Here is a 12,856-nt window from a genome sequence, read left to right on the forward strand (position 1 = left end):
GCAGATTGTTGTGGAATTGGTTGCGGTTTTTTAAACAATTCTAAATATGATTTACCAATATGCCCAACGATATCACTTGCCAACAACCCTTGATATCCAGTATTTTGAATTGCTAAGTCACCAGCACTACCATGCAAATAAACGCCAAAGACTGCTGCATGTAATGGATCATAACCTTGAGCAATTAATCCGGTAATAATTCCGGTAAGTACATCTCCACTACCCGCTGTAGCCATTCCTGGATTCCCAGAAGTATTCACATAAATTTGATCTTTGTATATAATCAAACTATTAGCACCTTTTACCACCACAATACAATCATAGGCGTTAGAGAATGCTTTTACTTTTTCAATTTTATCAAAATCATCTTTCCAATCTCCGACTAATCGTTTCAGTTCTCCTGGATGAGGCGTTAACACAGATTTAGGAGGTAGATATTGTAAAAGTTCCTTTTCTAGGGATAATATATTAATAGCATCTGCGTCAATAACTAATCCAGATTTATGATTCTTTAAAAAGGCTTCAAAACCTTTGATTGTTTTCTCATGAGTTCCAAGACCAATTCCTATTCCAATTGCTGTAGGAGCTATATCATATTTTATTTCCGAAATATAATCATCTTCATCATCTGTAATCACCATTGCTTCAGGAATAGAGGTCTGTAGAATTTCATAACCACACTCAGGAATAAAACTTGTAGCCAATCCTGCACCAATTCTCAATGCAGCCTCTGTAGCTAAAACAACACTACCCATTTTCCCATAACTACCACCTACAATAAGACAATGACCATAATCACCTTTATGAGCAAATTTATGTCTTGGTCTATATAAAGAAAGTACCTCATTTTTACCTATTAACTCTGCAAAACCAGGTGTTTGCGAAATAAATTCTCTACTCAAACCTATATCAATTACTTCAAGATCTTGAGAATATTGACCAGTTTCAGGTAAGAAAAAAATCAATTTTGGCAATTGAAAAGTAACTGTTGTGGATGCATAAATAACTCCTTCTTTATCATCAGGCGCTTTATCCGCATACAAACCTGAAGGTACATCAATAGACAATGTAAAACTTCTGGCAGCATTAATATGCTTAATTAGATTAATGACCCAAGGAACAATTGGTCTATTTAATCCAATTCCGAAAATGGCATCAATTACCATATCTTGAGGACTAATTTCTGGTAAATCTTCTTCTGATTTTAGCTGTGTTGGCCATTCAGAAGCAATTTCCTTTAATCTATCGTAGTTCACTAAAAAGTTCTGAGATCTTTTATCACTAAAATTAACAATATAGGTTTTTACATGATATCCATGTTCTACTAATAATCTGGAAATAACTAAACCATCTCCGCCATTATTTCCAATACCACAAAAAACATGAATTGGAATTGGTGCACCTTGTAATCGTTGATGCAATACATTAAAAATTTGAGTTGAGGCTCTTTCCATTAAATCCAATGATGTAATGTTTTGAGTTTGTATGGTTATTTCATCTGCTTTTCGCATTTGATCTGCGGAAAATATCTTCACAAGCTTAAATTTTGATTATTAAATAGAAATATACAATAATGTAATCAATCTTTTACTTCACTTTTTTAAGAATGCTTTAACGAATCAATGTATAAATTAAAGGATCAATAAAAGTTTATGATTACGGACGTTTTTTATTTTGTTCAAAAGTAAAAAATTATACATTTGAACTTAAATATAAAGCAAACTAATGTTTAGTACGGTTTCAATCTCGGTTTTACTTTTCGCGTTAGGAACAACGGCGTCAATCGCTTATACTTCATTTACACGTACTACAACAATTATTACCCTTAGGGGTTAATTCATATATATAACATAGAAATCAAGTAGGTAGTTTGTTTTACGTAAAGAAACTCCCGAAAAAGCTTTATCAATTCATCATTATAAAAAAATATTATGAACGTTCTGAAATTTGGAGGTTCCTCTGTTGCAAATGCTGCAACTATAGAAAAAGTTATAGAAATTATAGAAAAACAATCCGCTAACAAACCTCTTTATGTGGTGGTTTCAGCACTTGGCGGTATAACAGATCTTTTAATCAAAGCTGGTGAAGAAGCTTCTTCTAACAATGAAAAATATAAGAATACACTGGCAACTATTGAAAATAGACATTTAGAAGTCGTCAAAGAATTAATTCCAGTAGTTTCTCAAAGCTCGATTATTAGCAAGGTAAAATCTGAACTAAATAAATTAGAATCTTTATGCGAAGGAGTATTTCTGTTAAGTGAGCTGTCACCAAAAACAGAATCTGTGATTACAAGCTTCGGAGAAATGCTATCATCTTTTATTATTTCTGAAGCTGCTAAAGTAAAAGAACTAGACATCGTTCTTAAAGATGCTAGAGATTATATAGTCACAACAGAAGCTACTAAAGTGACTATTGATTATGAAGAAACAAATTTTAGTATACAACGATATGCACAGGATAACAAGCATCAAATTAGTCTGTTTCCTGGATTTGTAGCAAGAACTTCTGAAGGAGAACCTACAACACTTGGAAGAGGTGGTTCTGATTTTACTGCCGCAATTTTGGCTGCTGCTGTAAAAGCCGAGAAATTACAAATATGGACTGATGTAAGTGGAATGTATACTGCCAATCCAAAACTGGTAAAACAAGCTAAGCCAGTTGCTCATATTTCATATCAAGAAGCTATGGAATTGTCACACTTTGGAGCTAAAGTAATATACCCTCCTACGATACATCCAGTTTTAGATAAGGATATTCCTATAGTTATTAAAAACACTTTTCAACCAGAAGATAAAGGGACTTTAATTACAAGAGAAGTCACTAATAGGCTTAAACCTGTAACAGGAATTAGTCACATTGACGATATTTCCATCATATCATTAGAAGGAAGTGGAATGGTTGGTATTCCGGGATTCTCTAAACGTTTGTTTGAAGCCCTGTTTTTGGAAAACATAAACGTTATACTCATCACGCAAGCTTCATCAGAACACTCTATTTGCCTTGCTGTTGATGCGGTAGATGCAGAAAGAGCTAAAGCTGTTTTGGATACCACTTTTGAGTTCGAAATCACCAAACATAAGGTGGATCCTGTAAAGATTGAGAATAATACTGCTATTGTAGCATTAGTTGGTGATAATATGTATCATCATCAAGGGCTTAGCGGTAAAATGTTTAGTACTCTTGGTAAAAACAATGTAAACATTAGAGCTATTGCGCAAGGAGCTTCAGAAAAGAATATTTCGGTGGTGATTGGTAAAAAGGACATTAAAAAAGCACTTAATATTCTGCACGAACGCTTTTTTGAAGTGAAAACAAAACAGTTAAACCTTTTTATAACTGGAGTTGGAAATGTAGGTAGTAAATTATTGGCTCAATTAGAACAACAAAAGAGTTATTTAAAAGAAAAATTGAGATTGAAAATCAGAGTTGTTGGAATATCAAACTCCAGAACAATGATTTTTGATGAACAAGGAATTAAGTTAGATGCTTGGAAAGAAAAATTAGCAGAAGGAGAACCAGCAAACTCTGAAACGTTTTTTAACACTGCTAAAGAAATGAATATTCGTAACTCTATTTTTGTGGATAATACTGCAAATCCAGATATAGCAAAAGTTTATAAGCACTATTTAGCAGAAAGTATGGCGGTAGTAACTTGTAATAAAATAGCTTGTGCAGACGAGTATGCTAATTACTCAGAATTAAAAGAACTTTCTCGTAAGTTTARTGCATCGTTTCTATATGAAACTAATGTGGGAGCTGGTTTACCTATTATTGACACTCTTAATAATCTAGTTGCTTCTGGGGATCATGTCCATAAAATTCAGGCAGTATTATCAGGAAGTCTGAATTTTGTCTTTAATAACTACAAAGAAGGAACAAGTTTTTATGATGTTGTAAAACAAGCCCAACAAGAAGGATATACAGAACCGGATCCTAAAATTGATCTTAGTGGTGTGGATGTGGCAAGAAAGATTTTGATCTTAGCTCGTGAAAGTGGTCAAATTATGGAACTGGAGGATATTGATAAAGAAGCATTTTTACCACAAGAAAGTTTGGATACATCATCTGTGGATGATTTCTTTGAAACTTTAAAAACATATGAAGCCCATTTTGAAAAAATTCTTGAAGAAGCAAATCAAAAGAATTGTCGATTAAAATATGTAGCTCAATATGAAGATGGTAAAGCAAAAGTAGGATTGCAACATATCCCTGCAGATCATCCTTTTTACAACCTAGAAGGAAGTGATAATATTGTTCTTTTCTATACGGATCGTTATCCTGTACAACCTTTAATTGTAAAAGGTGCTGGTGCAGGAGCTGAAGTAACCGCTTCTGGTATATTTGCCGATATTATAAGAATTGGTAAAAAATAATAAGTTATGCAATCACAAACAAAAAGTATAAGAGTCTTTGCTCCTGCTACAGTAGCTAATCTTTCTTGTGGCTTTGATGTCCTAGGATGTTGTTTGGATACGGTAGGAGATGAAATGGTGATTTCTATAACTTCAGAACCTGGTGTTCGCATAACAAAAATAGAAGGTGCTGACTTACCTTTAGAAACTAGAAAAAATGTTGCTGGTGTTGCTGTGGAAGCTTTACTAGAAGCTTACGAAAGTGAGGTTGGAATTGAGATAGAAATCTACAAGAATATCAAAGCTGGTAGCGGTATTGGAAGTAGTGCCGCTAGTAGTGCTGGCGCAGTTTGGGCAGTTAATCACCTTTTGGACAACCCTTTTAGTCCTCAAAAATTGGTAGAATTTGCAATGGAAGGAGAAAAATTGGCAAGTGGTAATGCGCATGCCGATAACGTTGCTCCTGCTCTTTTAGGAGGATTTACTTTGGTGCGAAGTTATGCTCCTTTGGATGTTATAAAATTACATACTCCAGAAGATTTAGTGATGACCGTAATTCATCCCCAAATTGAAGTAAAAACATCTGATGCCAGATCTGTAATTAAACAAAAGGTAACTTTACAACAAGCAATTCATCAATGGGGAAATGTTGGAGGACTAATTTCTGGGCTTTTTACAGAAAATTATGATTTAATTGGCAGAAGCTTGGAAGATGTTATTATAGAACCTATGCGTTCCATACTTATTCCAGAATTTAAAAATGTAAAAAAAGCAGCCATGGACAAAGGTGCATTAGGCTGCGGAATTTCTGGTTCTGGGCCTTCAATATTTGCGCTAAGTAAAGGTATGGAAACTGCTAAACTTGTGGCCACTGCCATTAGAGAAGTATATTCCAAAACAGGATTGGATTTTGACATTCATATTTCTAAAATAAATAGTAAAGGAATCAAAATAATCGAATAATTATGCAGGAAATTAAAAAAATAGCAACAGGATCACCTTGGGAAGATATCGTTGGATATTCCAGAGCTATAAAAATTGGAAATAGTATTGAAGTTTCTGGAACTACTGCGCCTGGTGATAATGAATACGAACAAACCGTTGCGATTATAGAATCAGTACAAAAAGTATTAATAGAATTGGGGGCTACTTTAGATAACGTAATCCGAACAAGAATATACTGTACAGATATTTCTAAATGGGAAGAAATCGGTAAAGCGCATGGAAAATATTTCGGCGAAATAAAACCCGTAACGGCAATGGTAGAAGTATCTAAGTTAATCGATCCTAACATTTTGGTGGAAATAGAATTTTCTGCCTTACTTAATTAAAAAAGCATAATTAATGCAATATTATAGTTTACATAAAAAAGCTCCCAAAGTATCTTTTTCTGAAGCTGTTGTAAGAGGATTAGCTCCTGATAAAGGATTGTATTTCCCAGAAACGATCACTCCTCTACCCGACTCTTTTTTTGAAAACATTGAAAATTCGGACAAGGTAGAAATTGGATATCAAACAATTAAACAATTTGTAGGTAATGAAATTCCTGAAGCGGATTTAAAAGAAATACTAAAAGATGTATTAAGCTTTGATTTTCCTGTAGTTGATATTACCGAAAACATTGGTACTCTAGAACTTTTCCATGGCCCTACAATGGCTTTTAAAGATGTAGGTGCACGTTTTATGGCAAGATGTTTGGGATATTTCAATAGAAATAATGAAAATAAGGTTACTGTTCTGGTTGCTACTTCTGGTGATACTGGAGGCGCTGTAGCACAAGGCTTTTTAGGTGTAAAAGGAGTTGATGTAGTCATCTTATATCCCTCTGGAAAAGTAAGTGACATTCAAGAACGACAATTAACTACTCTTGGACAAAATATTACAGCTCTAGAAGTGGATGGTGTTTTTGATGATTGCCAGGATATGGTAAAAAAGGCCTTTTTAGATCATAGTATTACAGACCATATGCAGTTAACTTCTGCAAACTCAATTAATATTGCAAGATGGTTACCACAATTGTTTTATTTTGTTTTTGCATATAAACAGTTAAAGACCAAAGGAAAAGAAATTGTATTCTCTGTGCCAAGTGGAAATTTTGGGAATATCTGTGCAGGAATTGTGGCTAATAAACTAGGGCTTCCTGTGAAGCATTTTGTTGCTTCAACTAACGTAAATGATACTGTTGTTAGGTTTATGGAGACAGAAAAATACGAGCCTAAGGCTTCTAAAGCTACAATCTCTAATGCTATGGATGTAGGAAACCCAAGTAACTTTATTAGAATACAACAACTTTTTGATAACAACTTCACTTCCTTAAAAGATCAATTTTCTGCATTTAGTTTTGATGATGATTCGACTAAAGAAGCAATGAAAGAAATCTATGAAAAATCCAACTATATTGCAGATCCACATGGTGCAGTAGGATATCTTGGACTAAAAAATTATGATTTAAAAAATGATGAATACGGTGTGTTTTTGGAGACAGCACATCCTGTTAAGTTTTTGGATATTGTTGAGGACACCTTAGATCTAAGTGTAGAAATACCGCCACAGATACAAAAAGTAATGGGCAAGGAAAAAGTAAGTATTAAAACAAATGATTACTCAAAACTAAAAGAGTTCCTTCTTAGCTAAGGAACTCTTTTATATATTTTATGAAATTATTTGTTTCTCCTCTGCATTTAGAGAAGTTACACAGCATTAATATACTTTATTAGCAAATGACTTCATTACCTTATAAACAATATATGAAGTTGATGCCAGATATCTAAAATTCACAGTAGTATACTTATCTTCCGCCTGACGCACATATGGAGAATTATCACCATTCATTAACTCTGCTGTGATGGTAATAGTTTCATATCCTAACTTCGAGAAAATTTTTGATTCTGGAGTGGATACTCTTCTTTTAAAAACAGGAACTCCAGATTCTAATCGGTAAGCAGACTCTAAACTGATATTGGATGATAATAATTCTATAGCTCTATCCTCATCATTATCCCATCCTACATAATCCGCTCGATGCATAGAGCTAACATTATACTTATCTTCTTTTAATTTTTGTACGAACATCCTACAACCAATCATATTGGTTTCCTGCTGATCAAAGAATACGACTATAAAGTTAACTTTTCTTTCCTGTAATTTTGTAAGCTCCTCCGCTACATATAAAGCAAGAGCCACTCCTGTAGCATTATGAACCGCACCAGGACTTCCTTTAGCAGTATCATAATGAGCGGTTAGTACCACATATTCATCACTACCATTGGTAGCAGGAATTTCTGTGTAAATGTTATTTCCATTATACGTATTTCCTTTCTTATCCTGAACATTGTAGTTATTCTTCTGAGGTTTCAGCCCAATACCTTTAATATAATTCGACAAATAATCGGCTGTAATTCGTCTTTCAGAAGGTGTAGCACGACTGGCAAGTTTTTTCTTCCCTTTTATCGGTACATGTCCTGTTAACTTTCCAACAATATCTTTTTGAACATTAATAATTGCAGCTTCTTCTTGATCCGTTAAGGCCTGAGCCATTGAGATCTGAACGCCGAAAATAAATAATAGTAGTATTTTAAACGTATATAATTTCATTTTTAGTTTTTTGTATTCTTAATTTTTTCCTTCCTTCTAACAAATTTATAAAATTCAATAAATAATTTTACAATTAGTATTTTTATTCCCTAAAAAAAGTGTTTTTTATATGACATTTTCAAAAATCATACCATATTTTGCTATTATCTTTTTCTTTTTACAAGGATGTAAACGGGAAAATACCACACTCAACCCATTATTAGCTCCAGATAATTGGAGAAAGGAAACTTTAGTGTTTCCCTTATCTTTTGCTCCTACTCTTTCTTATAAAGGTACAGAATATGTACGATTTGCACCAGGATGGGGTAAAAAAGGTACAGAAGACTATTTTACGTACGCGTTTTTATGGTATTTAGATGAGAAACCCACATTAGATAGCAAAACTTTAGAAACTGATATGGAAGCTTATTTTAATGGATTAATGCAAATAGTTTCCAAATCTGAAGAAAACTCTTCTACAACAATTCCTAAGGCAAAGGCATTTTTTGAGCAACTTGACGAGTCTTCATATGCAGGTAAAGTAATAACCTATGACGCTTTTATCACCAAAAAAGAAGTTACGCTTAACGTAATTGCAACCTATAGTAATTGCCCTGAACTAGAAAAACATTTGGTTTTATTTAAATTGTCTCCTCAAAAGATAGATCATCAGGTTTGGTCAAAGTTAGATGCTATTCAGTTGGATTTAGATTGCGATTAATATTATGATTGATTGGAGAAATTAAATATCGTTTTTAAATCATCTAATCATAAAATTTATTATTTTTCTTCTCTAAAATACTTACAGCTCATGAATGTTTGTTTTCTAATGTATCCTTGGGAGGAGATTGATCCTGAAAATGACACAAGTCTTACTCTAATTCACGAATTTGCGAAGCGAAAACATGGCGTTGCCTTAGCAACACCTTCGAATCTTACTATACGTGATAGTGTAACCTACTCTTTCTGTAAAGTTCTAAATAGGCAAGATAAAGTATCATCTTCTATGAAATCTTTTTACGGAAAAGCCTCTTTTAGAGATGAAATGTTGCCATTAGCAGGTTTTGATGTTATTATATTAAGAAGTAATCCTCCATTAGATATGATAATGCTTAATTTTTTAGACTCCATTAAGGATGATGTATTTATCATGAATGATATTGACGGTATTCGAAGATCGAATAACAAATTATATACTGCTGCATTTGATGATATAGACACTCATTTTATTCCAAGAACTCATGTTACGAAAAACAAGGATTATTTAATAAAAATGATCAAAGAGTCAACGGATGATAAAATGATTCTTAAACCACTTAATGGTTTTGGAGGTTCTGGTGTTATTTTGATAGAAAAGAGAGCGATGACAAGTATTCGATCATTGTTAGACTTTTATATTGATAATAAAGATGGAACAACAAATTATGTTATTCTTCAAGATTATATCGAAGGAGCCGATCAAGGCGATGTACGTATTTTAATTCTTAATGGAAAACCAATTGGTGCCATGAGAAGAATTCCTGGGGAGGATGATCATAGATCCAATGTTACTGCAGGTGGTTCTGTTGTAAAACATTCTCTTACAAAGCAAGAAAAAGAACTTTGTAGACTTATTGGACCTAAATTAGTTAAGGATGGTTTATACTTTGTGGGTATTGATGTGATCAATGGTATGCTTGTCGAGGTAAATGTTATGAGTCCTGGAGGGATTACATATATCAATAAAAAATATAAAGTAAGACTGCAAGAAAAAGTTGTCGATTTTATCGAAGATAAAGTAGTGCAGAGAGTCAATAGATTTGATAGAAAAGCAAAACTTCGAAAAACTGTTGACGATGCTTAAACTATCTATAGCAGATATCATAGCTAAAATACAAGCAGAAGAACCTTTTCATGCCGTTACCGAAGATTACTCTTTTACTATTAAGATTGATTCTTACGCTTATTATATATGTGCTGCCGTACATGATGGGCATCAATTCAGAAAAGAACTTTGGGAACATTGTATACATACCGAGTATGAACGTTGGTATGAAGAAGATCCAGCGACTAAACAAATGGTTCAAAGTCATCCAATCATAATTGCAGGATGTGATTCTAGGTTTGAATATGATCTAAATAGAGATCCTGAGAATGCTATATACAAAGATGCTTGGGGAAAGCAACTCTGGAAAAAGCCCTTATCGGAAGATATCGAAGAACGCTCTTTATCAAAACATCAAAATTTTTATAAGGTAATTCAAGAGCTTGTTCATAAAATTGAATCAAAGTATGGTGCTTCTATTATTTATGATATGCACTCTTATAACTGGAAACGTTGGAAACGAGAAGTACCTATTATTAATTTAGGCACTGCTAATATTGATCAAGATCGTTTTGGAGCTTTTGCATCTTCTTGGTGTGATAGTTTATCAAAGATTAAATTACCATATCATGAAAAAACTTCTGCCGCCATTAATGATACATTTCAAGGGAATGGGTACTTTCTAAAATATATTACTAAAAACTTTAAGAATAGCTTAGTATTGGCTACTGAGTTTTCTAAAATTTATTGTGATGAATTATCATATGTTATGTACCCGGAAGTAGTTGATTGCATAGAAAACGAACTCAAAGAGAAGATTCCTGAGCATGCCTCCTCATTTTATAAAAGCTTTATTGATCTAAAATAGTGTTTCTGAAAGCTTAATCTATTATTTTTGCAACCTAGCTAAAATTATGATATGATAGAAGATGTAGTAGATATATATACAGATCTATTTAAAATTGATCAAAATCTGGATAGATTAGTAAAGAATATTGAACTTCTTAATTATCTTAATCCACTTAATATAGAACAAGAAAAGAAGAATTTCTTCGCCAGTAAGTACCGTTTCAATCCAAAATTTAAGTATCGGAAAATTAAATTTGATCCTTATCGATTACAAAGATTATTTTTTAGTCAACGATTAGAGCGAATTGAAGATGAAGAAATTAGAATTCTATATCAAGATATTATTTACGAATATTCTGGATTAATCCATTGCATTGAAACTATAGGAAGCGGAAAAAACTTTTATTATAATTCCTTAAAAGTATTTGGAACTCCTAAAGAGCGTGATGTAGAAAACGCTAGATTTATCTTGCATTTTGAAGACGAAGAACCTGGAGAGGAAATGCTAAAAAAACATTCTGCAATAGATGCAGAAGCGTATTTTAAAAAATTTGCTGAACGATATGATTTTGATTTTACTATTAAAAAATCGACAAACATTTCAGCTTCTGCAATGGTACTAAATGCCTCTGAAACGTTATTATTAAAGAAAAACTATCGATTTAGTGATAATGAGCTACAAGTTTTGGCCAATCATGAAATTGGTGTTCATATGGTGACTACCTTTAATGGGAAAAGCCAACCTTTAAAAATTTTCTCTAATGGTTTTGTTAACAACACAGAAACTCAAGAAGGTTTAGCAGTTTTTAGTGAATATATGTCTGGTTGTCTAACATTGAAACGAATGAAGGAACTAGCTTATCGTGTAATTGCTGCGGATAGTTTAATCAAAGGGTATGATTTTAAAGATACTTTCGATTTACTGTATAGTCAATATAAATTAGATCGAGAAGCCGCTTGGCAAATCACTTTAAGAGCACATCGCGGAGGTGGATTTACAAAAGATTATTTATATCTAACCGGACTTAAAAAAATATACGATTACTATCATACCAACGATGACATAAATCTTCTACTAACTGGTAAAGTAACCTTAGAGAACAAAGTAACTATTAAAAGACTACAAGAATTAGGATTAGCCAATACGGGTACACATATTACAGACTCTTTTGCAGCAAATTTGAATACTAACAAAAAGTTAGATTTTATTCTTAGTAATTTGAAATAGTACATTACAGCTATATTTGGCACATCATAGTTGCGTGTGGGAATAATTACCCTTATATTAGGTATACCTAAAAGTCCCAAACTATGAAAATTGCCCTTCAATTTCTTTTACTTAGCATTATTTATGGATGTAATTCTTCTTCACAAGAAAAGAAGATTAACTCAAAGGAAAATGTAGATACATTAGCTGTAAATCAAATTATTGACGAGCAAAAACAAGATCAAAAAATAATAGACACTGCTATTACTGATACTTTTTCTATCAAAAAGGACACACTTGAGGGAAAGATTGTTGATTCCATCCAAGATGATATCACTTCAACATCAGAAAAAAAGGAAATAATAGTCTCAAAAAAGCCAAAAGAAAAGAAAGATAAAAAAGTACAAAAAATAAGACCTAATCATACGATATGGGATCAACTAACAAAAAAATATGTTTCCTCAACAGGAAAGGTAAATTATAAAGGTTTTAAATCCAATATCTCAAAAATCGATCAGTATTTAGCCCATCTACAAAAGGTATATCCAAAAAAGGGTTGGACAAAAAATGAAAAATTAGCCTATTGGTTTAATCTATATAATGCGGCCACTATTCGCCTGGTAGCTAATACATATCCAGTAAAGAGCATTAAAGATATTAATTCAGGGAAACCGTGGGATAAAAAATTTATCAAGTCTGGTTCGAAAGTATATTCGCTAAATCAAATAGAAAACACAATTGTACGCCCCAATTATAATGAACCTAGATTGCATGTAGCTTTTAATTGTGCTGCTGTTTCCTGTCCTAAGCTATTGAAAGGTGCATTTTTTCCTTCAAAATTAAATTATCAGTTAGAAAAGCTTTCTAAAAACTGGATTAATGACACTTCTAAAAATAAAATTCAATCAGATAAGGTAGTAATCAGCAAAATATTTGAATGGTATGCTGTAGATTTCAAAAAAGGAGTAATTCCTTTTATCAATACATATGCGACTACTAAAGCAAAGGAATCCGCAAAAATTCAATATTTAGAGTACAATTGGAATCTTAATGATTAAGGAAATATAA

Annotated in this window: 11 protein-coding genes; 9 read left to right on the forward strand and 2 right to left on the reverse strand. The window is 32.7% G+C overall.

The genetic code is table 11. From position 1 onward, the window contains the following. Window positions 1-1,535, reverse strand: a 1,535-nt coding sequence (locus tag GBO31_RS15330; RefSeq protein ID WP_219009242.1) for an NAD(P)H-hydrate dehydratase, incomplete at its 3' end; no start/stop codon positions are given. Window positions 1,536-1,931: 396 nt separating this feature from the next. Between GBO31_RS15330 and thrA the strand changes: the two genes are divergently transcribed. The 4 genes from thrA to thrC are packed head-to-tail and all read left to right on the forward strand — an operon-like array spanning window position 1,932 to window position 6,989. Beyond that, window positions 1,932-4,376 carry a bifunctional aspartate kinase/homoserine dehydrogenase I gene (thrA, locus tag GBO31_RS15335; RefSeq protein ID WP_219009243.1) on the forward strand — a complete coding sequence of 815 codons (2,445 nt, stop codon included), beginning with the start codon at window positions 1,932-1,934 and terminating at the stop codon, window positions 4,374-4,376. 6 nt (window positions 4,377-4,382) lie between these two features. Then, complete coding sequence (locus GBO31_RS15340; RefSeq protein WP_219009244.1) at window positions 4,383-5,318, forward strand: homoserine kinase; 936 nt, start codon at window positions 4,383-4,385, stop codon at window positions 5,316-5,318. A gap of 2 nt (window positions 5,319-5,320) precedes the next feature. After that, window positions 5,321-5,686 (forward strand): RidA family protein, encoded by a 366-nt coding sequence (locus GBO31_RS15345; RefSeq protein WP_219009245.1) that lies wholly within the window; start codon window positions 5,321-5,323, stop codon window positions 5,684-5,686. Between the two features lie 13 nt (window positions 5,687-5,699). Continuing rightward, window positions 5,700-6,989, forward strand: a complete 1,290-nt coding sequence (gene thrC, locus GBO31_RS15350) for a threonine synthase (RefSeq protein ID WP_219009246.1) — start codon at window positions 5,700-5,702, stop codon at window positions 6,987-6,989. 66 nt (window positions 6,990-7,055) lie between these two features. On the opposite strand, the gene GBO31_RS15355 is transcribed toward thrC, so the two are convergent. After that, the gene (locus GBO31_RS15355; protein WP_219009247.1) at window positions 7,056-7,949 is read right to left on the reverse strand and encodes a M28 family metallopeptidase; all 894 of its coding nucleotides are present in this window, start codon (window positions 7,947-7,949) and stop codon (window positions 7,056-7,058) included. A 109-nt stretch (window positions 7,950-8,058) separates the two neighbouring features. Between GBO31_RS15355 and GBO31_RS15360 the strand changes: the two genes are divergently transcribed. The 5 genes from GBO31_RS15360 (at window position 8,059) to GBO31_RS15380 (ending at window position 12,846) form a co-directional block, all read left to right on the forward strand. Then, on the forward strand, window positions 8,059-8,649 hold the full coding sequence (locus tag GBO31_RS15360; RefSeq protein ID WP_219009248.1) for a hypothetical protein: 591 nt from the start codon (window positions 8,059-8,061) through the stop codon (window positions 8,647-8,649). Window positions 8,650-8,739: 90 nt separating this feature from the next. Then, window positions 8,740-9,771: a glutathione synthase gene (gene gshB, locus GBO31_RS15365; protein WP_219009249.1), complete on the forward strand. Its 1,032-nt coding sequence runs from the start codon at window positions 8,740-8,742 to the stop codon at window positions 9,769-9,771. Further along, window positions 9,764-10,600, forward strand: coding sequence for an N-formylglutamate amidohydrolase (locus GBO31_RS15370; protein WP_219009250.1), 837 nt, complete (start codon window positions 9,764-9,766; stop codon window positions 10,598-10,600). Before gshB ends, GBO31_RS15370 begins: the two co-directional genes overlap by 8 nt. Before the next feature lie 51 nt (window positions 10,601-10,651). Continuing rightward, window positions 10,652-11,809 (forward strand): flavohemoglobin expression-modulating QEGLA motif protein, encoded by a 1,158-nt coding sequence (locus tag GBO31_RS15375; RefSeq protein ID WP_219009251.1) that lies wholly within the window; start codon window positions 10,652-10,654, stop codon window positions 11,807-11,809. Between the two features lie 83 nt (window positions 11,810-11,892). Continuing rightward, window positions 11,893-12,846, forward strand: a complete 954-nt coding sequence (locus tag GBO31_RS15380; protein ID WP_219009252.1) for a DUF547 domain-containing protein — start codon at window positions 11,893-11,895, stop codon at window positions 12,844-12,846. Window positions 12,847-12,856 lie beyond the last annotated feature (10 nt).

The organism is Aquimarina litoralis (assembly GCF_019295435.1).
In the GTDB taxonomy this organism is placed as follows: domain Bacteria; phylum Bacteroidota; class Bacteroidia; order Flavobacteriales; family Flavobacteriaceae; genus Aquimarina; species Aquimarina litoralis_A.